This window comes from Vibrio bivalvicida, from assembly GCF_001399455.2.
GTDB classification, from domain to species: Bacteria; Pseudomonadota; Gammaproteobacteria; order Enterobacterales; family Vibrionaceae; genus Vibrio; species Vibrio bivalvicida.
Genome location: NZ_LLEI02000037.1, coordinates 1 through 25,976, shown reverse-complemented (window position 1 = coordinate 25,976; position 25,976 = coordinate 1). Strand labels below are relative to the sequence as shown.

The 25,976-nt window shown below is 45.2% G+C and carries 27 protein-coding genes and 1 tRNA gene; 9 read left to right on the top strand and 19 right to left on the bottom strand.

Going from position 1 to position 25,976, the window contains the following annotated elements; translation table 11 throughout:
• Positions 1-103: 103 nt before the first annotated feature.
• The 4 genes from APB76_RS13950 to mutY form a co-directional block, all read right to left on the bottom strand.
• Positions 104-179, bottom strand: a tRNA-Phe gene (locus APB76_RS13950).
• 103 nt (positions 180-282) lie between these two features.
• On the bottom strand, positions 283-1,419 hold the full coding sequence (mltC, locus tag APB76_RS13945) for a membrane-bound lytic murein transglycosylase MltC (protein ID WP_054963575.1): 1,137 nt from the start codon (positions 1,417-1,419) through the stop codon (positions 283-285).
• 67 nt (positions 1,420-1,486) lie between these two features.
• Positions 1,487-1,759 carry an oxidative damage protection protein gene (locus APB76_RS13940; RefSeq protein ID WP_004742501.1) on the bottom strand — a complete coding sequence of 91 codons (273 nt, stop codon included), beginning with the start codon at positions 1,757-1,759 and terminating at the stop codon, positions 1,487-1,489.
• A gap of 19 nt (positions 1,760-1,778) precedes the next feature.
• On the bottom strand, positions 1,779-2,834 hold the full coding sequence (mutY, locus tag APB76_RS13935; RefSeq protein WP_054963574.1) for an A/G-specific adenine glycosylase: 1,056 nt from the start codon (positions 2,832-2,834) through the stop codon (positions 1,779-1,781).
• A 186-nt stretch (positions 2,835-3,020) separates the two neighbouring features.
• Between mutY and trmB the strand changes: the two genes are divergently transcribed.
• Both trmB and glsB read left to right on the top strand, forming a co-directional pair.
• Positions 3,021-3,740 carry a tRNA (guanosine(46)-N7)-methyltransferase TrmB gene (gene trmB, locus APB76_RS13930; RefSeq protein WP_049845519.1) on the top strand — a complete coding sequence of 240 codons (720 nt, stop codon included), beginning with the start codon at positions 3,021-3,023 and terminating at the stop codon, positions 3,738-3,740.
• A gap of 133 nt (positions 3,741-3,873) precedes the next feature.
• Positions 3,874-4,794, top strand: a complete 921-nt coding sequence (gene glsB, locus APB76_RS13925; RefSeq protein WP_054963573.1) for a glutaminase B — start codon at positions 3,874-3,876, stop codon at positions 4,792-4,794.
• 259 nt (positions 4,795-5,053) lie between these two features.
• Here the strand turns inward: glsB and hemW are convergent, their stop codons facing one another.
• The 7 genes from hemW to APB76_RS13890 are packed head-to-tail and all read right to left on the bottom strand — an operon-like array spanning position 5,054 to position 9,820.
• Entirely contained in the window at positions 5,054-6,229 is a 1,176-nt protein-coding gene (hemW, locus tag APB76_RS13920) for a radical SAM family heme chaperone HemW (protein ID WP_054963572.1), read from the bottom strand.
• 18 nt (positions 6,230-6,247) lie between these two features.
• The gene (locus tag APB76_RS13915; RefSeq protein WP_054963571.1) at positions 6,248-6,853 is read right to left on the bottom strand and encodes an XTP/dITP diphosphatase; all 606 of its coding nucleotides are present in this window, start codon (positions 6,851-6,853) and stop codon (positions 6,248-6,250) included.
• A 34-nt stretch (positions 6,854-6,887) separates the two neighbouring features.
• Positions 6,888-7,319: a DUF4426 domain-containing protein gene (locus APB76_RS13910; RefSeq protein WP_004742507.1), complete on the bottom strand. Its 432-nt coding sequence runs from the start codon at positions 7,317-7,319 to the stop codon at positions 6,888-6,890.
• A 53-nt stretch (positions 7,320-7,372) separates the two neighbouring features.
• Positions 7,373-7,663 carry a DUF167 family protein YggU gene (gene yggU, locus APB76_RS13905; RefSeq protein WP_004742508.1) on the bottom strand — a complete coding sequence of 97 codons (291 nt, stop codon included), beginning with the start codon at positions 7,661-7,663 and terminating at the stop codon, positions 7,373-7,375.
• Complete coding sequence (locus tag APB76_RS13900) at positions 7,663-8,220, bottom strand: YggT family protein (protein WP_049845524.1); 558 nt, start codon at positions 8,218-8,220, stop codon at positions 7,663-7,665. The genes yggU and APB76_RS13900 overlap by 1 nt, the downstream gene beginning before the upstream one ends.
• A gap of 39 nt (positions 8,221-8,259) precedes the next feature.
• Positions 8,260-9,078: a pyrroline-5-carboxylate reductase gene (proC, locus tag APB76_RS13895; protein ID WP_049845525.1), complete on the bottom strand. Its 819-nt coding sequence runs from the start codon at positions 9,076-9,078 to the stop codon at positions 8,260-8,262.
• Positions 9,079-9,103: 25 nt separating this feature from the next.
• Positions 9,104-9,820 carry a YggS family pyridoxal phosphate-dependent enzyme gene (locus APB76_RS13890; RefSeq protein ID WP_049845526.1) on the bottom strand — a complete coding sequence of 239 codons (717 nt, stop codon included), beginning with the start codon at positions 9,818-9,820 and terminating at the stop codon, positions 9,104-9,106.
• Positions 9,821-9,845: 25 nt separating this feature from the next.
• On the opposite strand from APB76_RS13890, the gene APB76_RS13885 reads away from it, so the two are divergent.
• Positions 9,846-10,883 carry a type IV pilus twitching motility protein PilT gene (locus APB76_RS13885; RefSeq protein ID WP_049845527.1) on the top strand — a complete coding sequence of 346 codons (1,038 nt, stop codon included), beginning with the start codon at positions 9,846-9,848 and terminating at the stop codon, positions 10,881-10,883.
• A 17-nt stretch (positions 10,884-10,900) separates the two neighbouring features.
• Positions 10,901-12,007: a PilT/PilU family type 4a pilus ATPase gene (locus tag APB76_RS13880; RefSeq protein WP_054963570.1), complete on the top strand. Its 1,107-nt coding sequence runs from the start codon at positions 10,901-10,903 to the stop codon at positions 12,005-12,007.
• A 198-nt stretch (positions 12,008-12,205) separates the two neighbouring features.
• Here APB76_RS13880 and ruvX read toward each other — a convergent pair whose 3' ends face one another.
• From ruvX to metK, 8 genes are all read right to left on the bottom strand, one after another.
• On the bottom strand, positions 12,206-12,631 hold the full coding sequence (gene ruvX / locus APB76_RS13875) for a Holliday junction resolvase RuvX (protein ID WP_049845529.1): 426 nt from the start codon (positions 12,629-12,631) through the stop codon (positions 12,206-12,208).
• Positions 12,632-12,649: 18 nt separating this feature from the next.
• Positions 12,650-13,213, bottom strand: a complete 564-nt coding sequence (locus APB76_RS13870; protein ID WP_049845530.1) for a YqgE/AlgH family protein — start codon at positions 13,211-13,213, stop codon at positions 12,650-12,652.
• Between the two features lie 52 nt (positions 13,214-13,265).
• Positions 13,266-14,213, bottom strand: coding sequence for a glutathione synthase (gene gshB / locus APB76_RS13865; protein WP_049845531.1), 948 nt, complete (start codon positions 14,211-14,213; stop codon positions 13,266-13,268).
• A gap of 13 nt (positions 14,214-14,226) precedes the next feature.
• Positions 14,227-14,958: a 16S rRNA (uracil(1498)-N(3))-methyltransferase gene (rsmE, locus tag APB76_RS13860; protein WP_054963577.1), complete on the bottom strand. Its 732-nt coding sequence runs from the start codon at positions 14,956-14,958 to the stop codon at positions 14,227-14,229.
• 130 nt (positions 14,959-15,088) lie between these two features.
• The gene (locus tag APB76_RS13855; protein ID WP_054963569.1) at positions 15,089-15,790 is read right to left on the bottom strand and encodes an endonuclease; all 702 of its coding nucleotides are present in this window, start codon (positions 15,788-15,790) and stop codon (positions 15,089-15,091) included.
• Between the two features lie 76 nt (positions 15,791-15,866).
• On the bottom strand, positions 15,867-16,364 hold the full coding sequence (locus APB76_RS13850; RefSeq protein WP_054963576.1) for a SprT family zinc-dependent metalloprotease: 498 nt from the start codon (positions 16,362-16,364) through the stop codon (positions 15,867-15,869).
• 69 nt (positions 16,365-16,433) lie between these two features.
• Positions 16,434-17,231, bottom strand: coding sequence for a DUF2189 domain-containing protein (locus APB76_RS13845; protein ID WP_054963568.1), 798 nt, complete (start codon positions 17,229-17,231; stop codon positions 16,434-16,436).
• A 273-nt stretch (positions 17,232-17,504) separates the two neighbouring features.
• Positions 17,505-18,659, bottom strand: a complete 1,155-nt coding sequence (gene metK / locus APB76_RS13840) for a methionine adenosyltransferase (RefSeq protein ID WP_054963567.1) — start codon at positions 18,657-18,659, stop codon at positions 17,505-17,507.
• A 321-nt stretch (positions 18,660-18,980) separates the two neighbouring features.
• Here metK and tkt point away from each other — a divergent pair, with 321 nt between their 5' ends.
• The 5 genes from tkt to mscS all read left to right on the top strand — a co-directional run bounded on the left by tkt (position 18,981) and on the right by mscS (position 25,886).
• Positions 18,981-20,975: a transketolase gene (gene tkt / locus APB76_RS13830; protein ID WP_054963566.1), complete on the top strand. Its 1,995-nt coding sequence runs from the start codon at positions 18,981-18,983 to the stop codon at positions 20,973-20,975.
• Positions 20,976-21,108: 133 nt separating this feature from the next.
• Positions 21,109-22,149, top strand: coding sequence for an erythrose-4-phosphate dehydrogenase (gene epd, locus APB76_RS13825; protein ID WP_049845538.1), 1,041 nt, complete (start codon positions 21,109-21,111; stop codon positions 22,147-22,149).
• A 155-nt stretch (positions 22,150-22,304) separates the two neighbouring features.
• Positions 22,305-23,465, top strand: coding sequence for a phosphoglycerate kinase (locus tag APB76_RS13820; RefSeq protein WP_054963565.1), 1,161 nt, complete (start codon positions 22,305-22,307; stop codon positions 23,463-23,465).
• A gap of 153 nt (positions 23,466-23,618) precedes the next feature.
• The gene (fbaA, locus tag APB76_RS13815; RefSeq protein WP_049845540.1) at positions 23,619-24,695 is read left to right on the top strand and encodes a class II fructose-bisphosphate aldolase; all 1,077 of its coding nucleotides are present in this window, start codon (positions 23,619-23,621) and stop codon (positions 24,693-24,695) included.
• A 324-nt stretch (positions 24,696-25,019) separates the two neighbouring features.
• Positions 25,020-25,886, top strand: a complete 867-nt coding sequence (gene mscS, locus APB76_RS13810; RefSeq protein ID WP_054963564.1) for a small-conductance mechanosensitive channel MscS — start codon at positions 25,020-25,022, stop codon at positions 25,884-25,886.
• The last annotated feature ends 90 nt before the right edge of the window (positions 25,887-25,976 follow it).

Sequence of the window (25,976 nt, the reverse complement as noted above, 5' to 3'; positions counted from 1 at the left end):
GACCTACTGATTACAAGTCAGTTGCTCTACCTACTGAGCTAAGTCGGCACACTAATATTCATCTTGCTACTTATTGATGTCTTAGACACCAACAATCAAATTGTGGTGCCCGGAGGCGGAATCGAACCACCGACACGAGGATTTTCAATCCTCTGCTCTACCGACTGAGCTATCCGGGCAACGGAGCGCTATTAAACGGATTTTCGGTCTTGTCGTCAACTTGTTTTTAGAAAAAAATTCAAAAAAGTGGTTGAGTGCCGATTATTTAGGCGTTTTTAGTGATTATGTTTTACCAGAGTTAAAATCCTTTTTGAATTTGGTAACTTTTTCAAGATAACGACGCGCTTCGGCATTGGGGTGTTTTTTGGTTAATGCCCAATAAACTTGATTTGGCTGTAGTGAGTTGAGATCGCGCATGGCACGTTTTCGATCGCTACGGTTGAAGGTGTTGAGCACACCACCCGTGCCTCCGTTGTAGGCTGAAATCATACTGTATTCTAATGAGAGAGGGTGATTAACATCTTTCAGGTAACGATTTTTCAGAATATAGAAGTAGGCGGTACCAGTATCGATATTGTTTTCTGGGTTAAACAAATACTCAGGTGAGGGTTGTCCGGACTTTTTCTTCACCAGTTTGAAGACGTCTTTACCCGCCGTTTTAGGCACGACCTGCATTAAACCATAAGCGTTCGCCCAACTGACGGCATAGGGATTAAAGCTACTTTCGGTTTTGATAATGGCGTATATAAGATCTTCTGGGATGCCATATTTGCGTGAAGAGCGCTGAACAATATCCGCGTATTTGTAACTGCGAATCTCAAATTGCTCTTCAACCATGGGAATTTCGACGTAATAGGCTTTTTTAAAGTCGACATTCTTCACTTTGAGCTCATTCGCGATGAGGTAGTCAGCGAAACGGTTAGCACGCCATGACCATTGAATGGCTTTGTTATCTTGATCGACTACTTGTTGGTATAGAAATGGCTGACCTTCAAGCTTAATTTCTTTAGAGGAGAAAAGATCGACGTTAGCTGGATCATCAGGCGTTAGCAGGGTAGTGACAATCGCTTTTCTAAGGTGTTTTTTCGGATCGGTAGGAGAGACGGTTTCTATAGTGATTAAACCTTTGTCAAAGTTAACTTCTGAGCGACTAAGATAGTTGTCGATATACTTTACGTAATTGCTTTTACCCGCAAATTTGATCTCGCCTCGTCCCCAGCGTTTTTCGATATTCCCCGAAAAGCTGCTGATTAGTGCGTCGAGTGCGGCGGTATCTTTCTGAAATTGACCCGGCAATTGGGCTAAATTCTTAGCAAATCTGTTGGTGGGTTCGTAGTTGACATCATAAAGGTTTTCAACAAACTCACGGCTACAGCCTGTCAGTGTCATTGCAATTAAAAAGTACGCTAACTTTCTCATAAATCTCCTAAAAAAATGACATCATTGCGGGCAATGATGTCATTTTCTGTTCAACCTTGGCTTATATTTACTCGCTTGGTGGAGTGTAGCCTTCGATATGAACGTCTTTTCCTTCAAACAGGAAGTTGACCATTTCAGTTTCGATCAACTTTCGGTGTTCAGGATCCATCATATTCAGTTTCTTTTCATTGATTAGCATGGTTTGCTTGTGTTGCCACTCAGCCCAAGCTTGCTTTGAAATGTTATCAAAAATACGTTTGCCTAGCTCACCCGGATAGAGCTGAAAATCTAATCCATCGGCTTCTTTTTGTAGTCGAGCACAAAATACAGTGCGGCTCATAACGACTCCTTAACAATAATTAGCATTGAAGTTCAAATGGCAGGCTTTCCAGTAACTGTTTTACAGGAGCAGCTAAACCAATCTCTTCAGGTTGGGATAAGTTATACCAAAGACCTTTGCTTGCTTCCATTACCACATTAGGTTGCTTTGATAGGTCTACCAAAATTGGTGTGATATCGAGGTGGTAATGGCTAAAGGTATGGCGAAAAGCAATCAGTTGAGCCTGTTGCTTAATCATGGTTGCTGATACTCCACGAATATCAAGCTGATGTTCAAGAGCTGCATCTGGGTTTTCAGGGAAGCAGAACAAACCACCCCAAATACCTGACTGAGGGCGCTGTTCTAGCCAAACTTTCCCTTGGTGGTGCAGCATTACAAACCAAGTTTCTTTTACTGGCTTGTCTTTCTTGGGCTTTTTGCCCGGATAATCGAGCGGGTTACCTTGTTTGTTCGCCATGCAATAAGATTCGACAGGACATAAAGTACACTTAGGTTTACTGCGAGTGCAGACCATTGCCCCCATGTCCATCATGGCTTGGTTATACTTGTCGACATCGACATCCGGTGTATGTTCTTCAGCGTACTGCCAAAGTTGGTTTTCGACCTTCTTTTGCCCAGGCCAGCCTTCGACGGCAAAATTTCGCGCAAGGGTTCTTTTGACGTTACCGTCTAAAATAGCATGAGGCTGTTTGTACACCGATGACAAGACGGCAGCAGCGGTAGAGCGGCCGATTCCCGGCAGTGCATTCATCTGCTCGATATCTAATGGAAACTGGCCATCATGTTCTTGCGCGACAATTTTGGCGGCTTTGTGTAGGTTCCTAGCGCGAGCGTAATAGCCTAAGCCGGTCCAGAGGTGGAGAACTTCATCTTGTTCAGCATTGGCAAGATCGACAACGGTCGGAAAACGCTCCAGAAAGCGTTGATAATAGGGAATTACAGTCGCAACCTGAGTTTGCTGCAACATAATTTCTGACAGCCACACGCTGTAGGCAGTTTTATCTTGCTGCCAAGGTAGGCTTTTGCGTCCATAATTTTCGTACCACTCAAGGATGGCACTGGCAAAAGGGGTCACGATATGCTCAATATTGTTGTGTAATTAGATAAAATTGCATCATAGAATGCGGGTAAAGTACAACCGATAAAGAGTAAGGGTATAAGCGAACTAAGCGGAATTTCGCTAAAAAACTTGCACCAATAGCAATTCTTTGGATAATCACAATCCCTTTGAGGCGAGACCAATTTTTAAACAGGCAATATCATGAGTGAAGTGACCACTAACGAATACAACGAAGACGGTAAACTGATACGCAAAGTTCGCAGCTTTGTTCGACGCGAAGGTCGTTTGACCAAGGGTCAAGAAAACGCGATGAATGAGTGTTGGCCGACTATGGGTATTGATTATCAAGAACAGCTTCTTGATTGGAAAGAAGTATTTGGTAATGACAACCCAGTCGTTCTAGAAATTGGTTTCGGCATGGGTGCATCGTTAGTAGAAATGGCGAAGAATGCACCTGAAAAGAACTTTATCGGTATCGAAGTGCATAGTCCTGGTGTTGGTGCATGTCTATCAGATGCACGTGATGCAGGGGTGACGAATCTACGCGTTATGTGTCATGATGCAGTTGAAGTGTTCGCTCATATGATCCCTGATAGCAGCCTAGCGACTCTACAGCTGTTCTTTCCAGACCCATGGCACAAAAAGCGCCACCATAAGCGTCGTATCGTTCAGCTAGACTTCGCTGAGATGGTGCGCCAGAAGCTTATCGAAGGTGCGGGTATCTTCCACATGGCGACGGACTGGGAGAACTACGCAGAGCATATGATTGAAGTGATGAACCAAGCACCTGGTTTTGAAAACATTGCGCAAGACGGTGATTTTGTTCCTCGTCCAGATGAGCGCCCGTTAACAAAATTTGAAGCACGTGGTCACCGTTTAGGTCACGGCGTTTGGGATATTAAGTTTAAGCGCGTAAAATAGCTAAAACGAATGCAATGACTGCTTTCTGAAGACGAGTGCAACGCATCGAACAGAATTTAAAAGCCAACATGTCTATGTTGGCTTTTTTGACCCTACAAGAAAAATAATAACTGATTGATTTTTAAGGTTGCTGATGAAGCCGACACAACAAATATTACAAGAAATTCTGGAAGAGGTTCGCCCACTTATCGGGCAAGGTCAGGTTGCTAACTACATCCCCGCCTTGGCGAAAGTACCAGCTTCAAAGTTTGGTATTGCTGTTTTTACCAATCAGGGTGAAGTGATCAAAGCGGGCGATGCTGATGAAGCATTTTCGATTCAATCAATCTCCAAAGCGCTTAGCCTGACGCTAGCGATGTGTTTGTATCAACCTGAAGAGATTTGGGCTCGTGTTGGTAAAGAGCCTTCAGGGCAAGCATTTAACTCTCTTATTCAGCTTGAAATGGAGCAGGGCATTCCGCGCAATCCGTTTATCAATGCCGGAGCTATTGTTGTCGCGGATTTGCTTAATAGTCGCTTGTCGGCTCCTCGCCAGCGTTTATTAGAGTTTGTTCGTCAGCTATCGGGTGATACTCATATTTGTTATGACAAGGTTGTGGCTGCTTCAGAGATGATGCACAGCGATCGCAATGCGGCAATTGCCTACCTAATGCGCTCGTTTGGTAACTTTGAAAATGAAGTCATCCCAGTTCTAAACAACTATTTCCATGCGTGTGCACTCAAGATGAGCTGTGTCGATTTGGCAAAAACCTTTAGCTACTTAGCTAACAAAGGGAGTTCAGTTCAGACAGGAAAGCCTGTGATTACACCAACGCAAACTAAGCAGCTTAATGCTTTGCTCGCGACTTGTGGTCTATACGATGGTGCAGGTGAGTTTGCCTACCGAGTGGGTATGCCAGGCAAGTCGGGTGTTGGTGGCGGTATTATGGCTGTTGTACCGGGTGAAATGACGATTGCTGTTTGGTCGCCAGAACTAGATCCATCGGGCAATTCGTTGGCTGGCACTAAAGCGCTAGAGTTACTGGCGGAGCGTATTGGGCGATCGATTTTTTAGAGATTTGAGGAACACTTTGCTCCGAGAACGGGCTGCACCCTTCGAAAGGAACTCCGTGCTATTAATCGGTCATTCCATAGAGTGACGAAGGAGCGAATAGGGAATCTCATTAAGATTTCTATTCGCTTCAAGATATCTCCAATGCACTCGTTCCTCGTTCTTGAGGATGACAAAAACAAAGGGTTGACTCAAAACGCCAACCCTGCAAATTCTCCCGCCCTCCAGAGGACGAAGTCCGTTCCCGCCTCCCATTTACGCTCTACTCTTCAACCATAAACGCTTCTAGCAAGTCATTGAGGAACAGTTTACCTTTCTCGGTGATTTGCCAGTGGGTTTCACTCTCGTCGATATAACCCATCTCAATAGCCCAATCTATGGTCTCTTGAATTGCTGAAAAGCCTAGCCCTGTAGTATCTAAGAAGTCTTGCTTAGGGCACGCTTCTATTAGGCGGAAGCGGTTCATAAAGAACTCGAAAGGACGATCTGCAAAAGCGACTTCTTGTTCGCTGTTGAGATAAGGCTTAACCATATTGTCGTAAGCGGCAAGATAGCCTTTAGGGTGCTTAATCTTGGCAGTACGTACAATGCGACCATCAGCAAAGCTTATCTTACCGTGCGAGCCACAACCAATGCCTAGATAGTCACCGAAACGCCAGTAATTGAGATTATGCTGACATTGATAACCAGGCTTGCTGTAGCCAGAAATCTCATACTGCACATAGCCTGCATCAGCTAACTTTTTATGTCCTAACTCGAAGATATCCCACAAATCATCGTCGTCAGGCAAAGTTGGCTGCTTGTAGTAGAACATGGTGTTTGGCTCGATAGTGAGCTGATACCAAGACAAGTGCGGGGGAGCGAGTTCGATAGCCTTTTCTAGGTCGCTTAGAGCTTGATCAACAGACTGATCCGGTAAGCCATGCATAAGATCGAGGTTAAAGCTATTAAGGCCAATTTTGTGGGCAAGTTTAGCAGCATTTACCGCTTCATCTTGACCGTGGATGCGCCCAAGTCTTTCCAGTTTTTGCTGCTCAAAACTCTGTACACCAACAGATATTCGAGTCACTCCCGCTTTTTGGTAACCTGCGAACCGTTCTGCTTCTATGGTACCGGGGTTGGCTTCCATGGTGATTTCGATGTCTGATTTGAATGGGATTCGCGCTTCGATACCTCGTAGCAGATCTGTGATCCCTTGTGCTGAAATCAGACTTGGTGTTCCGCCACCAATAAAAATCGAGCGTAGTTGGCGCTGATTGTCTGCAATCTGGTAGCGCTCAATATCTGCATCTAAATCCTGTAGTAGGGCAGCAATGTACTCTTGTTCTGGAATATCTGCTTTGAGCGCGTGCGAGTTAAAGTCGCAATAAGGGCACTTTTGTACACACCACGGGATGTGTACATAAAGGCTCAGTGCTGGTGGAATTAACTGATTCATAGTGGTGAAAAAGAAGACCTAGACCGCTTGTTCAGATAGCGTTGCAAAAAGCTGTTTCAATGCTTTTCCGCGGTGCGAAAGCTGCTTTTTACGTGCAGGTTCTAGCTCTGCCGAAGCGCAATTATCTTCAGGGACAAAGAACACAGGATCGTAACCAAAACCGTTCTCGCCATGTGCTTGAGTTAAGATACGGCCTTCCCATTTGCCGTGACAGACGATCGGTGTTGGGTCGTTTTCATGACGCATCAGTACTAGTACGCAATGAAAGCGAGCACTGCGTTGTTCTTCTGGGACATCTTTCATTGCTTGAAGCAGTTTTTCTAGGTTCTGCTGATCGCTTGCGTCTTCGCCTGCATAACGAGCTGAGTAGATACCTGGTGCACCTTTTAGAAAGTCGACTTCAAGACCGGAATCATCGGCGATAGCGGCAAGCCCAGTTTCTTTAGCAGCATGACGCGCTTTGATGATAGCGTTTTCAATGAATGTTGTTCCGGTCTCCGCTACTTCAGACACATTGAACTCGCTTTGAGCAACAACATCAAAACCAAAGTTAGACAGTAAATCTGCCATTTCGCGAACTTTGCCTTGGTTACCGGTCGCTAGAACAATCTTATTGCTTTTCATCGTATCGCCTTATCTATTTCTCGACTGTCGATTTCTATTCTTCGACATAAAATTTTTGGGTGAACTTTAATGCGCCTGCGCCTTTATTACCAGCGCTAACGTCAATGTTGAAGGTGAGTTGCTCTTCGTCTGAGATTGGAAACTCAGCAAGATAGTAAATAGCACTGCCTTCTTTCACTTCGCGGAAGCTGAGTTCGCGCGTTTGACCAATCAGGTTTTTCGCGCTGCCAGAAAGCTCTGCGGTGATCGCAGGTTTGCCCACTTGAGAGTTATCTAACACGCTTATATTGAGAATCGCTGAGTAACCGTTACGCTTGAGTTTGTAGCTGCGCGCGACTTGAGGGGTTAAAAATGTTGAGTTAAAGGCTGAATAATGCACTTCAACATCTTTGATGGTTTTAAACTGACCGGCCCATGCAGGTAGGGCTAGGGCTGTAGCAAGAATAAGAGTGATCCATTGTTTCATAATGCTTCCTTAGTATTGGGCGTGTGCTCTACAGGAACACAAATAAAAAGCCATCATAGGATGGCTTCTATCTCGTTAGGTATTTGGGACGGAGAGCTGATTCGGACTTGTTTATGTCTGCCCAGCTCGCCTTTTTCTATTGTTATTAATCCCTTTGCCACCTTAAATTGCTTGGCGAGATACTTACTCAGATGAGCGTTGGCTTTACCATCGACAGGAGGCGCTGTAATCGCTATTTTCAGCTCCTCGCCGTGTTGACCTACTATCTTATCTCGACTTGCTTTCGGCTGAATATAGAGCCGAATAACAAGGTCTTCACCATCAAACCAAGCTGCTTGTGACATTATAGTTGGAACCAGATAGGGCCGATCAGGTCACCCATCAAGAAGTTGGCAAATTGTAGCGCAATGAATAGCACTAGTACGCTTAGGTCAAAGCCACCCATTGCAGGAATAATACGACGAATCGGTGCCAGCATAGGCTCGGTTAATTGGTGGAAAACGTACTCAATTGGGCTACGACCTTGGCTGACCCAGCTTAGAATTGCTCGGATCAATAGCACCCAGAATAATAAACCGCCAGCGGCTTTAGCCAAAGAAAGCAAACCTAAGAACAGGAAGTCAGCACTGAAGGATACCGAACCATTTGAGGCAACCAAAATTAGCGCGACAAATTTAACAACACATAGCACGTAAGCAAATAGCAGAGTGGCTAAATCAATGCTGCCGACAGATGGAACCACACGACGTAGCGGTGCAATCACTGGCTGAGTTGCTTTAACGATAAATTGCGAAAACGGGTTGTAAAAGTCTGCACGGGCAGCTTGTAACCACATACGTAAGATCACCACCATGATGTAGAGATCAAACAGGGTGGAAATCAGAAAACTCATTGAATTCATAGGTTACCCTTATTATCTAGAGCCTATTGCTCTGGTCATTTAAAATAGTTTTTCCATCTCTTCAGCGCGTGAAACCGCCGCTTGCATCGCTTTGGCTACTATATCTGAAAGTTGGTGTTGGTTGAATGTTCGCAGTGCTTCGGCGGTAGTACCACCTTTAGAAGTCACATTCTCACGCAGGGTTGAAAGCTCTATATCTGGATTGCCTTCAACCATACTGGCAGCACCAAGCGCTGACTGCTGTACCAGTTGTCGAGCGGTCTGTTTGTCAAAACCTTGAGCGATGGCTTCTGCTTGCATTGCTTCCATAAATAGGAAGAAGTAGGCAGGTGCGCTGCCAGCTGCGGCAATAATATTGTTGATGCCGGATTCTTGCTCAACCCAGCATACTTTGCCGCATGATTTCATCAGCGCTGCGGCGAAGTCTTTATCTTGCTGTAAAACCTTTGCCGGAGCATATAGGCCACTCATACCTAGCCCGAGTTGCGAAGGTGTGTTTGGCATCACGCGTACAAGGTTAAGCTCGCAATCAAGCATTTGGTCAAAACGTGCACTTTGAATACCAGCAGCAATGGAAATAACCAGCTTTTGTGACCAGTCGATGTCTTGCAGTGGTTTACACACTTCTTCCATCATCTGTGGTTTTACCGATAGTACTACAACGTCGGCTTGCTGAGCTGCCGCAAGGTTGTCATTAGTCGTGCCAATGCCAAACTCTTGCTCTAATGGCAGTCGGCGAGTCTCTGATGGTGCGGTGGCAGTAATCAACTCCGCTGGATAACCATCGGCTACTAAGCCCGACACTATGGCTTTAACCATGTTTCCTGCGCCAATAAAGGCAATCTTTTTGTGTTCCATTGCTGTTGTGATCCTTGTGAACTGCTTACGCTTTGTTACTGTAATCTCGTGCGCCAAATATCGCTGTTCCGATACGTACCATAGTACTGCCAGCCTCAATCGCTGCTTGCATATCGCCGCTCATACCCATTGATAACGTATCAATGTTTTGGTCTGGGAGGCGCGCTGCAAGTTTATCTTTCAGTGCTGCTAGTTGCTTAAATGCTGCAAGCTGTGATGCATAATCAGAGATATTGGCAGGGATTGACATCAATCCTCTTAAAGTGAGGTTGGGAAGAGTAGAAATCAACTCTGCCAGCTCAAAGATTTCATCATCATTGATGCCTGATTTAGAGTCTTCGCCACTGGTGTTGATTTGAATTAACACTTGAATAGGCGCCATGTTAGCTGGCCTTTGCTCATTGAGTCGCCTAGCAATTTTGGCTCGTTCAACGGTGTGTACCCAAGCAAAGTTTTCAGCAACATGACGCGATTTATTGGACTGAATTGGGCCGATAAAGTGCCATTCAAGCGCTAGCTGTGGATAATTCTCGGCAAAATAAGCGACTTTGTTAGCACCTTCTTGCACGTAATTCTCGCCAAAAGAGACTTGCCCAGCTTGAGCTGCCTCTAAAATTGCCTCGACTGGCTTAGTTTTACTTACGGCCAGAAGTTGCACTGTGTCTCGACCGCGTCCACACTTTTGTTGTGCGCCCTCAATCTGTGAGGTGATCTGTTCAATGTTTTGTTGAATACTAGTCATAGCAGATTTTACTTAAGGATTTTAAATGGATATCGCCGAATTACTGGATTTTAGTGTAAAGCATAATGCTTCAGATCTACATCTTTCTGCCGGAGTATCTCCAATGGTACGGATAGATGGTGAAGTAAGAAAGCTTGGCGTGCCCGCTTTTAATCATGCTGACGTGCATCGTTTAGTATTCGAAATTATGAATGACGGTCAACGCAGTGAGTTTGAAGAGCGCCTTGAAGTTGATTTTTCGTTTGAGCTGCCTAATGTTGGTCGCTTCCGTGTTAATGCATTTAACCAAGCACGTGGCTGCGCGGCAGTGTTTCGGACCATTCCAACCGAGATTCCGACCTTAGAACAATTGTCAGCCCCGCAAATATTCGAAAACATCGCCAATATGGAAAAAGGCTTGGTATTGGTGACTGGCCCTACAGGCTCTGGTAAATCAACCACTCTGGCGGCGATGGTTGATCATATTAACCGCAACCACAACAAGCATATTCTGACGATCGAGGATCCGATCGAGTTTGTTCACAGCAACAATAAGTGTTTGATCAACCAGCGTGAAGTTCATCGAGATACCCATAGCTTTAACAATGCACTGCGTAGTGCTCTGCGTGAAGATCCAGACGTGATCTTAGTCGGGGAGTTACGTGACCAAGAGACGATCAGCTTAGCGCTTACCGCTGCCGAAACTGGGCATCTGGTTTTTGGTACCCTGCATACTAGCTCAGCAGCTAAAACCATCGACCGCATTATTGATGTGTTTCCGGGTAGTGATAAAGATATGGTGCGCTCTATGCTGTCCGAGTCGCTACGTGCGGTCATTGCCCAGAAGTTACTTAAACGCATTGGAGGCGGACGTACCGCTTGTCATGAGATCATGATGGCAACTCCTGCGATTCGTAACTTGATCCGCGAAGATAAAGTGGCCCAGATGGTCTCAGTGATTCAAACTGGCGCAGCGCATGGCATGCAAACCATGGAGCAAAATGCCAAGCAGTTAATTGCGAAAGGTTTAGTTGATCAAGAAGAAGTCGCGAAGAAAATCGAACTAGAAACGTCGATGTTCTAAGTAGGTGGTATAGAGTTATGGATATTGATGTATTTTTGCAGCAGATGAACGATCACAAAGCATCTGATCTTTATATCACAGTCGGCGCGCCTATTTTGTATCGGGTCGATGGTGAGTTGCGCGCTCATGGAGAGAAGCTCTCTCATGCAGTAGTAGGTTCTTTACTGGAAGCGATGATGGATCATGATCGTCAACATGAGTTTCATACCAGCAAAGAAGCCAACTTTGCCATTGTACGTCATTTTGGTCGATTCCGTGTTTCAGCCTTTTACCAACGAGAACTTCCAGGTGCTGTAATTCGCCGTATAGAAACCAAGATTCCTACTTTTGACGAACTGAAATTACCTGATGTATTGCAAGACCTATCGATCGCCAAGCGTGGTTTAGTGTTGGTGGTTGGCGCGACGGGCTCTGGTAAATCGACCACAATGGCCGCGATGACGGGGTATCGCAATAGCCACCGCACGGGCCATATCCTGACCGTGGAAGATCCAATTGAGTTTGTACACGAGCATCAGAGCTGTATTGTCACTCAGCGAGAGGTGGGGCTCGATACTGAAAGTTATGAAGTGGCATTGAAAAACTCATTACGCCAAGCTCCGGATATGATCTTGATTGGTGAAATTCGCACCAGCGAGACAATGGAATATGCGATGACCTTTGCTGAAACGGGCCACCTTTGTATGGCGACATTGCATGCTAACAATGCTAATCAAGCGCTAGAACGTATTCTTCACTTAGTTCCTAAAGAGCAAAAAGAGCAGTTCCTATTTGATCTATCGATGAATTTGCGCGGCGTGATTGGTCAACAGTTGATTCGAGATAAGAGTGGGCAGGGACGTCATGGGGTATTTGAAATCTTACTTAACAGTCCGCGCGTATCGGATCTGATTCGCCGAGGCGATCTGCATGAACTGAAAGAGACCATGGCTAAATCGAAGCAAGCTGGGATGCAAACCTTTGACCAGGCACTTTATCAATTGGTTATCGATGACAAGATCAGCGAAGAAGATGCGATGCACAGTGCAGACTCTGCCAATGATTTACGCCTAATGCTTAAAACACAACGTGGTGATGTGTCTAGCTCCGGTTCACTCAGTGGCGTTAAGATTGATATGGACTAACATCCTCTTCATGTTTGGAGTATGTCTTGTAAATCTACAGTACCACTCCATAGAGTGACGTAGGCCTTTAACAGTTTTTTACTCGCTGTAAGAGATTCCCAACTTGGTCGTCCCTCACTCTTGAGGATGACGATTTAACTGATTGAAATAAAAAGGGGCAATGTTTGCACATCACCCCTTTTATTATGTTGCTGCTCGCTAGTCGCCGTATTGCGCTTCAAACCAACTTTCTAAAATGACTACCGCAGATTGGCAATCAACATTGCCTTTGCTCAAGGCTTTATAGCCACCCATTTCGAATAGATCTGCGCGTGCTTCCGTTGTAGAAAGCCTTTCATCATGGAGCTCTACAGGTAGACCAAATCGGCCATGCAGACGGTTAGCAAATTTCTTTGCTCTAGGTGTAATGGTTTCTAAATCTTTGCCATACAGATCAGTGGGTAAGCCAACAACCAGCAAATTGGGTTGCCACTCTTTGATCTGTTTTTCAATATCATCCCAATTTGGAATGCCATCGTTAGCTTTGAATGCTTTTAATGGTGAAGCCGTACCAGTGATCTCTTGACCAATAGCACTGCCGATACTTTTGGTGCCAAAATCAAAAGCCATAATAGTTTGAGACATAGTGTTTAATCTTTCTGGTTATGCGTGGCCGATATCACTTGAGAGCTGCGAAGCATCGATACCAAGCATCTGCACTGCTTTTTGCCAACGTTCATTGATTGGTGTATCGAACATCACATTTGGGTCTGCTTCTACGGTGAGCCAAGAATTCTCTGATAGTTCGATTTCTAACTGACCCGCTTCCCAGCCTGAATACCCGAGAGCAACGATATAATGATTGGGCTCAGCTTCTGTTCCTAATACACCGAGAATATCTTTGGATGTTGTGACAGAGATGTTTTCGGTCATCTTGATACTAGATTCGTACTCATCTTTCGGTTGATGAAGTATAAAGCCACGATCTTCTGAAACAGGACCGCCATTGAGCACGGGTTTATCTAAGCTTTCGGTAACAAGTTTAGGGTGAGTAGGTTCGACATCGACTTTTTCTAACATCTTACCGATGGTGATATCGATCGGAGCATTAATCATTAAACCCATCGCGCCATCTTCATTGTGCTCACACACATAGATAACACTGCGCTGGAAATAGGGATCTTTCATCCCGGGCATTGCCACTAAAAAATGGTTGGTTAGATTCATAAAGACTCCCACTTACAAAAGGAGGGCAACCAATAGCGTTGCCCAAATATGATTAGGCTTGTAGTCGACGCTCGATGGCATCCATTAGCTTGCCTGTAATTGACACATCAAATGCAGCCTCGATTTCACGAATACATGTCGGGCTTGTTACATTGATTTCTGTCAGCTTGTCACCAATAACGTCGAGACCAACAAAGATCAGTCCTTTTTCTTTAAGTGTAGGCGCTACAGCCTCAGCGATCTTTTTATCTGTTTCACTAAGTGGTCGAGCTTCACCTGTGCCACCTGCAGCTAAGTTACCGCGAGTCTCGCCTTTGGCTGGAATTCGCGCTAAGCAGTAAGGCATTGCTTCACCGTCAACAACGAGAATGCGCTTGTCGCCATTGCTGATATCAGGGACGAAAGTCTGCGCCATTGCATAGTTTTGACCGTGATTGGTCAAGGTTTCAATGATCACTGAAACATTAGGATCGTTCTCTTTAACGCGGAAGATAGAAGCACCACCCATACCGTCAAGCGGTTTCAGGATCACATCACCATACTCGTCGCGGAAAGCTTTAATCTTATCTGCTTTGCGTGTAACAATCGTTGTCGGAGTTAGCTCTGGGAACCAAGCCGTGAATAGCTTTTCATTGCAGTCACGCAGGCTCTGAGGTTTGTTGACGATCAATGTACCTTGTTCTTCAGCACGCTCTAAGATGTAGGTTGCGTAGATGTACTCAGTATCAAACGGAGGATCTTTACGCATCAAAACGGCATCTAGCTCAGACAGTTCGATTGTTTGCTCTGACTTAAACTGATACCAACCGTTTGGGTCTTCTTTTAGCTCAACGACTTTGGTATCTGCGATTGCTACACCTTGATCTAGATGTAGGTCGTTCATTTCCATGTAGTGGATTTCATAGCCGCGGCGCTGCGCTTCAAGCATCATGGCAAAGCTAGAGTCTTTTTTGATGTTAATGGACGAGATCGGGTCCATTACGATACCTAATTTGATCATGTGTTTTCTCCGTTTAACCAAGATCGCCAAAACGAACTTGCAAGGCTGTAATTGCCGTGAGAGCTGCTGTCTCGGTACGCAGCACGCGTGGGCCAAGTAGTGTCTCTTCAAATTTGTAGTTTTCAGTCATGCTGATTTCTTCTGCCGACAGCCCACCTTCAGGACCTATCAGCAAGCGCACTTTATTCACAGGTGTTGGTAGCGTGTTGATCGAATATTTTGCGCGTGGATGAAGGTTGAGCTTTAATCCGTCATACTCTTCGCCGCACCACTCTTCAAGTTGCATAATTGGACGAATAACCGGAATTGTATTGCGTCCACATTGCTCACAAGCACTAATGGCTATTTTTTGCCACTGGGCGAGCTTCTTCTCAAAGCGCTTTTGGTCAAGCTTTACGCCACAACGCTCCGAAATGAGAGGAGTAATTGTGTTGACACCAAGCTCAACGGATTTTTGAATCGTAAACTCCATTTTGTCGCCACGTGAAATAACCTGACCAAGGTGAAGGTCAAGTGGAGACTCGGAGCTGCGTTCAACACGCTCTTTTAGCTCAACTTCTACGGTTTTCTTTGATACGTTAATGATCTCTGCTGGGAATTCCGCACCACTGCCGTCAAACAGCAGTACTTCTTGTCCCTCTTTCATGCGCAATACACGGCCAATGTGGCCTGCAGCATCATCGTTTAGCATGAGAGGGCCTAGCTGATTAATGGCTTCTGGGTGGTAAATTCGTGGGATTCGCATTGTGTTTCGATTTCCAGCAAGAGGTTTTGAGATAACCTCTAACATGGATGCTTTAAGGTGAAAAAACAAGGGGCAGCGAGAGTTTCCAATTAATTACTGGAAACTCTCAATTTCATTACACGGGGAGAGTTTAGTGCGCTTGGCAAGCTTGGCAAACAAATGGATTGTGATTACCTTGGATTTTGAAGATTCGTTGTTCTCGTTCACATTCCCACCCATCAACGGGAAACTGTTTATTCCAAGCGTTCATAAGTTGGCTTTGTTGCTTAGACAAGCGGAATCCATACTCTTGGCTCATATAGAGGTAGGTACGAGCTATTGAGCCTTTGGCACGGTCTGGCGGCATTACCTTACGTTGCTTGAAATTGACCTGCATCTCGCAGCGTCCGTAACTGACACCATCAATGCCGTTCCATTGACTGAAGTTGTAGTTGGAACGGTCGCCGTTCACTTCACCAATAGCTGGGGTGAGGTTGTGCAGATCGGCCTCCATCAGGCGAAAGGTTTTGTCTTTTCTTGAACAGTTTTTACGTCCACCCGCTTGCCAACACTGGCGTTGATGACCAAACTGCCAAGCTGGTACCACATGCTCCCATTCTATGCGAGAGGCACGTTTTTGCTGCTTACGCACTTGATAGCCACATGAGGCAAGATCAGGTGTTCCTTTACGGCCCTGCCAATTGATGTCACAACCACAGTAAAAACTGGTCGGATGGTCGGCGTAGATTTTTACCGCTTCTTTTTTGGTTTTTGAAAAAGATGAAGGGGGCGCGGCGTGTACAAATGCACTAGATAGCAGTGCGATAACCGATACCCGCAGAGAAGTTTTCATGATTAAGTGTTAGAAAAGTAGTAATAACTACAGTTTAACACGCAAATCTTGCTGTGATTAGCGAGATATTAGTTACTTACGATAGTTGCTTGCCAGTAAAGCTTAACGGCTGGTGGCACTGCTGGCAGCGGTAACTGGCTTGATTTCGCAGTACTTTATTATGGCGTCGGATAGAAAGGGGATAGGTCGTACAAGCGCAAAGATATTCAAAGGTTTTCCCTTGTACGGAAGTGACTTCGAAGCTGTGGGTTGTTTTTGCAGGCACTTTAAAGACGGCTTCCATCACGCCTTGCCACTCTTTCCCATGTGGTCTAACACGACCATAGACTTGGTAAGTGATCAAATGGGCTACTTCATGAGGGATAACTTCTGCTAAAAAAGCCAGCTTATTTTCCCTGAATAGTACAGGGTTGAGGCGAATTTGATTAAGTTGAAGGTAGGCTTTACCTGCTGCTTTTCCACGTAGTTTGAAGTTGAGGTGAGGAATAGAGAATGGACGGTTAAAGGCTAGGGATGCCACTTGAATACAGTCAGCCATTACCTTCTTTGCACGGTACTCTAGTTCTAAATCCAACATCGACTCCAATAAAAACGCCCCTAAAGCTAGGGGCGAATCATATCTTGGTTCATATGATAGTGCGAGTTATGGGAGATGTTTTTTCTTGATTGTCTCGTGATAAGCGTGCCACGTACCGTAGCCGAGAATTGGCATGGTAAACAGCATACCAATTCCGTAAGTTGCAAAGCCCACTAATATACCGCCGCATATCAATGCTGCCCACACAATCATTGCCGGGATATTCGACTTTACGGCGTTAAAGCTTGAGAATACCGCAGTCATCATATCGACGCGGCGCTCCATCATTAGTGGAATAGAGAAGGCAGAAATGCTAAATACCACGCAAGCTAGAATTAAGCCAACTAAAGAACCTATCACTAGAAATGGCATGAAGTCAGTCAGTGGTGCACCTTGCACCGATGGATAAAGCGCATGAAGCAGTGCAGCAATTCTCATCCAAAAAATCATACACACCGCCAGTAACACCGCAAACGCCCATTGCGAGGTAGAGTTACGGCTGATTGCCTTCATTGAGTGTAACAGGCTAGCATTGTGGCCTCTTTCTCTCTCCCAACTTGCATCATAGAGCCCGAGAGCAAGGAAAGGACCAATCAGCATGTAAACCACAAGACTTGGCATCACCACTAAGTGGGTGCCTTGCCATTGGACAAGTAAAACGATGCCAATTGCGGCGGCCATGAAGCACAAACCGTAAAAAGCACTGATCAGAGGCATGCGGACGAAGTCATGCAAACCGAGTGCAAGCCAGTGGAATGGAGCTGAAATACTGACCTGATTGCACTGAACAGTGCGGGCGTATTCTGAATCTGGGACCTGCTTTTGTTTATCTTTGAAGTCGTCTGAGTTAACCGTACGAGGCATACGCCCTCCTTGATCGATTCTCTACCTACACTGTGCTAGTTAAGCAGCAGTGAATGGAACTCGATGCCCGGCTTGGCGACGTCGTTGATGTAAGCGGCGCATCAGTTAAACTGTTTACGAAGCGAAATCGATGAGTGATTTTGTCCGTTAACATATTTTTAACTATTGACCCCATGGCAAAAAAATACAAATTTCTTGATGTTTTTTTGCGTACAAAAAAAGAACGTCTGGTAAACCAGACGTTCTTTAACTGTTTGTTCGAGCAATGCAAGATTATTTCAGACCAGCAAACTCACGTAGTAGTGCTGCTTTGTCTGTTGCTTCCCAAGGGAACTCTTCGCGACCAAAGTGACCGTATGCAGCTGTCTTTTTGTAGATAGGCTGAAGTAAGTTCAACATCTCTTGCAGACCGTATGGGCGAAGATCGAAGTGTTGACGTACTGCTTCAACGATAATGTCTTGCGATACTTTCTCAGTACCGAAGGTTTCAACCATGATAGAGGTTGGATCTGCCACACCGATAGCATAAGAAAGTTGAATTTCACAACGATCTGCTAGGCCTGCAGCAACAATGTTCTTAGCTACGTAACGCGCTGCGTATGCTGCGCTGCGGTCAACTTTTGATGGATCTTTACCAGAGAAAGCACCGCCGCCGTGACGGGCTGCACCACCGTAAGTATCAACAATGATCTTACGACCTGTTAGACCACAGTCACCCATAGGACCGCCGATGACGAAGCGACCAGTTGGGTTGATGAAGAAGTTTGTCTCTTTGTTGATCCACTCAGAAGGCAGTACAGGTTTGATGATCTCTTCCATTACCGCTTCACGCAGGGCTGGTGTAGAGATTGAATCACAGTGCTGTGTAGAAAGAACCACAGCATCAATGCCAACAATCTTACCTTGATCGTACTGGAAGGTTACCTGAGATTTAGCGTCAGGGCGTAACCATGGCAGTGTACCGTTTTTACGTACTTCAGCTTGCTTTTGTACAAGAAGGTGTGAGTAGGTAATCGGTGCTGGCATTAGGATGTCAGTTTCGTTAGTTGCGTAACCGAACATGATGCCTTGGTCACCAGCACCTTGCTCTTTAGGGTCTGCTTTATCAACACCTTGGTTGATGTCTGGAGACTGCTTACCGATGGTGTTTAAAACAGCACAAGAGTCAGCATCGAAACCCATATCAGAGTGAACGTAACCAATTTCACGAACAGTTTGACGAGTTAGCTCTTCGATATCTACCCATGCTGATGTCGTGATTTCGCCACCAACCATCACCATGCCGGTTTTTACGTAAGTTTCACACGCAACACGTGCTTTTGGGTCTTGCTCGATGATTGCGTCTAGAACTGCATCAGAGATTTGGTCTGCGATTTTATCTGGATGACCTTCTGAAACAGACTCAGAAGTAAACAGGTGCTTAGCCATGTGAGCTCCACTTTTAATTTTTAGAGAGTGCTCCGTTATCAATCGTGGAACACTAATAAATAATCTTGATATCTGTAGGTGTATCTACATCTAGACGTCTATTTTAGTTTTGAACGCTCGGATTACAAGCTCTTTTTTGCTATTTGATAAAACCAAACGTTTGCTTTAACTGTACGAAATATTAGTAACTTTTGTCGATTTGCTGCGAAAGCTAAGAAATTTGTGAGCTTTTGTCTTGGAAAACGATTGCAGTGCTGGTGGTGCTTTGAGAGAATTATCGCCCATTTTATTTTGATTCGCTTAATCCATTCAGGAGCTGACATGTCTTCTCGTCAACATCTCGCTAATGCAATCCGTGCGCTAAGTATGGACGGTGTACAACAAGCAAACTCTGGCCACCCAGGTGCACCTATGGGTATGGCTGATATCGCTGAAGTTCTTTGGCGCTCACATCTAAACCATAACCCGGCAAACCCAGAGTGGGCTGACCGCGACCGTTTCGTACTATCAAACGGCCACGGTTCTATGCTTATATACTCACTACTGCACCTAGCGGGTTACGAGCTGTCTATCGACGATTTGAAAAACTTCCGTCAGCTGCACTCTAAGACTCCAGGTCACCCAGAGTACGGTTACGCACCAGGTATCGAAACAACAACTGGGCCACTAGGCCAGGGTATCACTAACGCTGTAGGTATGGCGCTGGCTGAGAAGACCCTTGCAGCACAGTTCAACAAAGAAGGCCACGACATCGTTGACCACTTCACTTATGCATTCATGGGTGACGGCTGTCTGATGGAAGGTATCTCTCATGAAGCATGTTCACTGGCAGGTACACTAGGTCTTGGTAAACTTATCGCGTTCTGGGATGACAACGGCATCTCAATCGATGGTGAAGTTGAAGGTTGGTTCTCTGACGATACACCTAAGCGTTTTGAAGCTTACGGCTGGCACGTGATCCCAGCAGTAGACGGTCATGATCCAGAAGCGATTAACGCAGCAATTATTGCAGCGAAAGCAGATCCTCGACCAACGCTAATCTGTACTAAAACAGTGATCGGTTTTGGTTCGCCTAATAAGTCTGGTTCACATGACTGTCACGGTGCACCACTAGGCGCTGAAGAAATTGCAGCAACACGTAAAGAGCTTGGTTGGGAATACGGTCCATTTGAAATCCCTGCTGATGTATATACACAGTGGGATGCAAAAGAAGCAGGTGCAGCTAAGGAAGCTGCGTGGAATGCTAAATTCGATGCATACGCGGCAGCTTACCCAGTTGAAGCAGCAGAGCTTAAGCGTCGTTTAAACGGCGACCTACCAGCACAGTGGGAAGAGAAAGCAAACGCAATCATTGCTGATCTTCAAGCGAACCCAGCCAATATTGCATCACGTAAAGCGTCGCAAAATGCTCTAGAAGCGTTCGGTGCTATGCTACCAGAATTCCTAGGCGGCTCTGCTGACCTTGCGCCTTCTAACCTAACCATGTGGTCTGGTTCTAAGTCAGTATCTGCAGAAGATGCTTCTGGTAACTACATCCACTATGGTGTGCGTGAGTTCGGTATGACAGCAATCATGAACGGTATTGCTCTGCATGGTGGTTTTGTATCATACGGTGCAACTTTCCTAATGTTCATGGAATACGCACGTAACGCAATGCGTATGGCTGCTCTGATGAAGGTTCAGAACATCCAAGTTTACACGCACGACTCTATCGGCCTAGGCGAAGATGGTCCAACTCACCAACCAGTTGAGCAAATGGCATCTCTACGTCTAACGCCAAACATGAGCACATGGCGTCCATGTGACCAAGTAGAGTCGGCAGTGGCATGGAAATTAGCAATTGAGCGTAAAGATGGCCCGACTTCTCTAATCTTCTCTCGTCAAAACCTTGCACAGCAAGCGCGTAGCGAAGATCAAGTGGCTAACATCGCTAAGGGTGGCTACATCCTGAAAGATTGTGCAGGCCAGCCAGAGCTTATCCTTATCGCAACAGGTTCAGAGGTTGAGTTAGCAGTAGAAGCAGCAGCGCAACTAACGGCTGAAGGCAAGCAAGTACGCGTTGTTTCAATGCCATCAACAGATGCATTCGACAAGCAAGACGCTGAATACCGTGAAGCAGTACTACCATCTGAAGTAACGGCTCGTATCGCAGTAGAAGCTGGCATTGCTGACTTCTGGTACAAGTACGTTGGCTTCGGCGGTAAAATCATCGGTATGACAACATTCGGTGAATCTGCACCAGCAGGCGAGCTATTCAAGATGTTTGGTTTCACTACAGAAAACGTAGTCAACACAGCGAAAGAGCTTCTAGCTTAATTGTTAATTGCTTTGAAAGCCGGGTCCTTGTGACTCGGCTTTTTTGTTTTTAGCCGATACGATGAACTAGATGCGATTTATAAAGCTATCAGGTAGTATTTGTGACACGAAAATGATGTAGGGCGATGGAGTTATGCTGAAAGTTGCGATCAACGGGTTTGGGCGTATTGGCCGTAATGTTTTACGGGCAGTCTATGAGAGTGGTAAAAACCAGCAAATTAAGGTCGTTGCGGTCAATGAGCTGGCGCAACCTGACGCTATGGCTCATTTGCTTCAATATGATACGAGCCATGGTCGGTTTGGTAAGAGAGTAACTAATGACCAAGAGCATATCTATATCCATCATGACGTCCCTTATCAAGGGACGGGAGAGTTTGACTCAATTCGTATTCTGCATCTGAGTGATATTGAACTTTTGCCTTGGCGCGATCTTGAGGTTGACTTAGTTCTTGACTGCACAGGTGTGTTTGGTAGCCAAGCTGATGGACAGGAACATATCAAAGCAGGTGCGAAGAAAGTGTTGTTTTCGCATCCAGGCGCGAATGATCTCGATAATACCATTATCTATGGAGTCAACCACCAGACGCTAAAGGCAGAGCATAACGTTGTCTCGAATGGTTCCTGTACCACTAACTGTATTGTGCCGATCATTAAAGCGCTTGATGATGCGTTTGAAATCGAGTCTGGTACGATTACCACTATTCACTCGTCAATGAATGATCAGCAAGTGATTGACGCCTACCATACGGATCTAAGGCGTACCAGAGCAGCAAGCCAGTCGATTATCCCGGTGGACACTAAGTTGCATAAAGGTATTGAAAGAATATTCCCGAAATTTTCTAACAAATTTGAGGCAATCTCAGTCCGAGTACCGACAGTTAACGTCACCGCGATGGATTTAAGTGTCACAATTAATACGAATGTGAAAGTTAATGACGTAAATCAAACCATTGTTAACGTATCTCAGTGTACATTACAGGGCATTGTTGACTATACTGAAGCGCCGCTCGTTTCTATCGACTTTAATCACGATCCCCATAGCGCGATTGTCGATGGTACACAGACTCGAGTTAGTAACGGGCACTTAGTAAAAATGCTCGTGTGGTGTGATAACGAATGGGGCTTTGCGAATCGTATGTTGGACACTGCGCTCGCAATGCAATCTGCTGAATAAGTTGTAAAGCAGAAGCTGGGAGAAATGTTTATTTTAAACCTTGAAATAAATATTAAGCATCTCCACTATACCAACAGCGCTTAAAGAATTAATAGGTCTGGCAGGGTTGCCGGGCTACTGAAAACTTTACTTATTAAAATTTGAGAGGACACATCATGTCTGTAATCAAGATGACTGACCTGGATCTAGCAGGTAAACGCGTATTTATCCGTGCGGACCTAAACGTACCAGTAAAAGAAGGCAAAGTGACTTCTGATGCACGTATCCTAGCATCTCTACCAACAATCAAGCACTGTCTAGAAGCAGGCGCGAAAGTTATGGTTACTTCTCACCTAGGTCGTCCGACTGAAGGTGAATACGCAGAAGAGTTCTCTCTACAACCAGTTGTTGACTACCTAAACGACGCGTTAGATTGCGAAGTTAAGCTAGCAAAAGATTACCTAGAAGGCCTAGAGCTAAATACAGGTGAGCTAGTTGTGCTTGAGAACGTTCGCTTTAACAAAGGCGAGAAGAAGAACGAAGAAGAGCTTTCTAAGAAGTACGCTGCACTATGTGACATCTTCGTAATGGATGCATTCGGTACGGCTCACCGTGCACAAGCGTCTACTCACGGTGTTGGTATGAACGCACCTGTTGCGTGTGCTGGTCCTCTACTAGCTGCTGAACTTGAAGCGCTAGGTAAAGCAATGGACAATCCAGAGCGTCCACTAGTCGCTATCGTTGGTGGTTCTAAAGTTTCTACTAAACTAACAGTTCTAGAGTCACTATCGAAAGTAGCTGACCAACTGGTTGTTGGTGGTGGTATCGCAAACACGTTCATCGCAGCTGAAGGTCACAACGTAGGTAAGTCTCTATACGAAGCAGACTTAGTTGAAACTGCTCAGAAACTAATGAAAGAGTGTTCAATCCCAGTAGCAACTGACGTTGCATGTGCAAAAGCATTTGATGAAAACGCAGAAGCGGAAATTAAACACGTTTCCGAAGTTCAAGATGACGACATGATCTTCGACCTAGGTCCAGATTCAACTGCAGCTCTAGCAGAAATCATCGGCAACGCGAAAACTATCCTTTGGAACGGCCCTGTAGGCGTATTCGAATTCAAGAACTTCGAAGCGGGTACAGCGGGTATCTCTAAAGCAATCGCTGAATCTGCAGGTTTCTCTGTAGCAGGTGGTGGTGACACGCTAGCAGCTATCGACAAGTTCGGTATCAAAGCTGACGTATCATACATCTCTACTGGTGGTGGTGCATTCCTTGAGTTCGTTGAAGGTAAAGTACTTCCTGCGGTAGCAATGCTTGAAGAGCGCGCTAAGTAATTAAGTGAAAGCGGGAGAGTTAATCTCCCGCTTTCTTGTTTGCTGCACATCACACTTTTTTGCTAGAATAGCGCGAGTTGTGAGCAAACGTTTGCAAGAATTTAAACTTAACAAGTTTTATTTTTAAAACGACAGATAAATAGGATTAAATCCATGTCTAAGATCTTCGATTTCGTAAAACCAGGTGTTATCTCTGGCGACGACGTACAGAAAGTATTTGAAGTAGCAAAAGAGAACAAATTTGCACTTCCAGCAGTAAACGTTGTTGGTACTGACTCTGTAAACGCAGTACTAGAAGCAGCAGCGAAAGTTAAATCTCCTGTTGTTGTTCAGTTCTCTAACGGCGGTGCAGCTTTCTTCGCTGGTAAAGGCGTTAAACTTGAAGGTCAAGGTGCTCAAATCCTTGGTGCTGTAGCTGGTGCTAAATACGTTCACGCTGTAGCTGAAGCTTACGGTGTTCCAGTTATCCTACACACTGACCACGCTGCTAAGAAACTTCTTCCATGGATCGACGGTCTACTAGACGCTGGTGAAGAGTTCTTCGCTCAAACTGGTAAGCCGCTATTCTCTTCTCACATGCTAGACCTTTCTGAAGAGTCTCTAGAAGAGAACATCGAAACATGTGCTAAGTACCTAGAGCGCATGGCTAAAATGAACATGACAATCGAGATCGAACTTGGTTGTACTGGTGGTGAAGAAGACGGCGTAGATAACTCTGATATGGACGCATCTGAGCTTTACACTTCACCAGAAGATGTTGCATACGCATACGAGAAACTAAGCGCTGTTAGCCCACGTTTCACTATCGCAGCATCTTTCGGTAACGTACACGGTGTTTACAAGCCAGGAAACGTTGTACTAACTCCAACTATCCTACGTGACTCTCAAGCATACTGTGCAGAGAAGTTCGGTATTGCTCCTAACGCTCTAAACTTCGTATTCCACGGCGGTTCTGGTTCTACTGAAGCAGAAATCCAAGAGTCTATCGGCTACGGTGTTATCAAAATGAACATCGATACTGATACACAGTGGGCTACATGGGATGGTATCCGTGCGTACGAAGCGGAAAACCGTGATTACCTGCAAGGCCAAATCGGTAACCCAACGGGTGAAGATGCGCCAAACAAGAAGTACTACGATCCACGCGTATGGCTGCGTGCTGGTCAAGCTTCTATGGTTGCTCGTCTTGAGAAAGCATTCGCTGACCTTAACGCAGTAGATGTACTATAATTCGTCTTTACTCAGTTAAATAAGAACCCGCTTTTAGAGCGGGTTTTTTTATATCTGTCATTTACCAAAGCTATCTACTTGAGACGTGAAAGTTATGGCATAACGGAGATTTGTTGCGTAACCTGTAATATGCCGATATCAGAGATTTATGATAAGTTTTTGTTTTTGCTCTGTTTGCAAAAACATAACTTTGAGAATAGTCAAAAATGAGATATCGTGCCAAAAAGCTGACATTGCTTCGGTGAATGTATAGGGATGTCGTTGTTGATTAGTAATTGAAAGCAGTTTGGTTCATAGAATCATTTTATTGAGAGGATATAAATTATGGCAGGTGAATCAGCAGGGATTGAAACTCCTTTAGTTGATGGTTTAGGTCATGCCGAGCAGTGGTTGACTAATAATTCCGATCTTTTTGTTCAGTATGGTGTGAACATTATTTCCGCTATTCTGATTCTATTTGTCGGTAACATCTTAGTTAAAATGGTCGCTAACAGCGTGGCTAAAGTTTTAAACAAGAAGAAGATGGATAAAGCGGTTGTCGAGTTTATCCATGGCCTTGTGCGTTACCTTCTATTTGTTATTGTTCTGATTGCAGCATTAGGTCGTTTAGGTGTTCAAACCGCTTCTGTCGTTGCTGTTATCGGTGCGGCTGGCTTAGCGGTAGGTTTAGCTCTGCAGGGGTCACTATCTAACTTTGCCGCTGGCGTGCTTATCGTTGCGTTCCGTCCGTTTAAGTCAGGTGACTATGTGGAAATTGGCGGTGTAGCAGGTTCGGTAGACTCAATCCAGATTTTCCAAACTGTTCTTACCACGCCAGATAATAAAATGGTTGTCGTTCCTAACGGTAGTGTAATCGGTAGCCCAATCACGAACTACTCACGTCATGAAACACGTCGAATCGATTTAATGATAGGTGTTTCGTACAGTGCTGATTTGCAAAAGACCAAAGAGTTACTTACAAAAATCTGTAAATCAGACGAGCGTATTCTTAAAGAGCCTGGGGTACAGGTTGGCGTGCATACTCTAGCTGACTCTTCAGTGAATTTTGTAGTTCGTCCTTGGGTTAAAACCGCAGACTACTGGAATGTCTACTTCGATTTGATGCAAGCTATCAAAGAAGGCTTAGATAAAGAAGGTATTGAAATTCCGTTCCCACAAATGGATGTCCACGTCAATAAAGTGGAAGCTTAACCTCCAGACATTAAATGAAAAGCGAGGCTAATTGCCTAATGCCGATCAGTTAAGCCTAAAATGATCGGTTGAACGATCCTCCAAAGACGT

Coding starts and splice junctions, on each gene's coding strand:
- APB76_RS13880 (WP_054963570.1), top strand. CDS start 10,901: ATGGATATTGATGTATTTTTGCAGCAGATGAACGATCACAAAGCATCT.
- hemW (WP_054963572.1), bottom strand. CDS start 6,229: ATGAATCAGTTAATTCCACCAGCACTGAGCCTTTATGTACACATCCCG.
- APB76_RS13845 (WP_054963568.1), bottom strand. CDS start 17,231: ATGCCTCGTACGGTTAACTCAGACGACTTCAAAGATAAACAAAAGCAG.
- mscS (WP_054963564.1), top strand. CDS start 25,020: ATGGCAGGTGAATCAGCAGGGATTGAAACTCCTTTAGTTGATGGTTTA.
- APB76_RS13915 (WP_054963571.1), bottom strand. CDS start 6,853: ATGAAAAGCAATAAGATTGTTCTAGCGACCGGTAACCAAGGCAAAGTT.
- trmB (WP_049845519.1), top strand. CDS start 3,021: ATGAGTGAAGTGACCACTAACGAATACAACGAAGACGGTAAACTGATA.
- APB76_RS13900 (WP_049845524.1), bottom strand. CDS start 8,220: ATGAATTCAATGAGTTTTCTGATTTCCACCCTGTTTGATCTCTACATC.
- APB76_RS13870 (WP_049845530.1), bottom strand. CDS start 13,213: ATGAATCTAACCAACCATTTTTTAGTGGCAATGCCCGGGATGAAAGAT.
- gshB (WP_049845531.1), bottom strand. CDS start 14,213: ATGATCAAATTAGGTATCGTAATGGACCCGATCTCGTCCATTAACATC.
- tkt (WP_054963566.1), top strand. CDS start 18,981: ATGTCTTCTCGTCAACATCTCGCTAATGCAATCCGTGCGCTAAGTATG.
- APB76_RS13910 (WP_004742507.1), bottom strand. CDS start 7,319: ATGAAACAATGGATCACTCTTATTCTTGCTACAGCCCTAGCCCTACCT.
- APB76_RS13885 (WP_049845527.1), top strand. CDS start 9,846: ATGGATATCGCCGAATTACTGGATTTTAGTGTAAAGCATAATGCTTCA.
- APB76_RS13890 (WP_049845526.1), bottom strand. CDS start 9,820: ATGACTAGTATTCAACAAAACATTGAACAGATCACCTCACAGATTGAG.
- APB76_RS13940 (WP_004742501.1), bottom strand. CDS start 1,759: ATGAGCCGCACTGTATTTTGTGCTCGACTACAAAAAGAAGCCGATGGA.
- yggU (WP_004742508.1), bottom strand. CDS start 7,663: ATGTCACAAGCAGCTTGGTTTGATGGTGAAGACCTTGTTATTCGGCTC.
- glsB (WP_054963573.1), top strand. CDS start 3,874: ATGAAGCCGACACAACAAATATTACAAGAAATTCTGGAAGAGGTTCGC.
- epd (WP_049845538.1), top strand. CDS start 21,109: ATGCTGAAAGTTGCGATCAACGGGTTTGGGCGTATTGGCCGTAATGTT.
- ruvX (WP_049845529.1), bottom strand. CDS start 12,631: ATGTCTCAAACTATTATGGCTTTTGATTTTGGCACCAAAAGTATCGGC.
- mltC (WP_054963575.1), bottom strand. CDS start 1,419: ATGAGAAAGTTAGCGTACTTTTTAATTGCAATGACACTGACAGGCTGT.
- APB76_RS13820 (WP_054963565.1), top strand. CDS start 22,305: ATGTCTGTAATCAAGATGACTGACCTGGATCTAGCAGGTAAACGCGTA.
- metK (WP_054963567.1), bottom strand. CDS start 18,659: ATGGCTAAGCACCTGTTTACTTCTGAGTCTGTTTCAGAAGGTCATCCA.
- rsmE (WP_054963577.1), bottom strand. CDS start 14,958: ATGCGAATCCCACGAATTTACCACCCAGAAGCCATTAATCAGCTAGGC.
- proC (WP_049845525.1), bottom strand. CDS start 9,078: ATGGAACACAAAAAGATTGCCTTTATTGGCGCAGGAAACATGGTTAAA.
- fbaA (WP_049845540.1), top strand. CDS start 23,619: ATGTCTAAGATCTTCGATTTCGTAAAACCAGGTGTTATCTCTGGCGAC.
- APB76_RS13855 (WP_054963569.1), bottom strand. CDS start 15,790: ATGAAAACTTCTCTGCGGGTATCGGTTATCGCACTGCTATCTAGTGCA.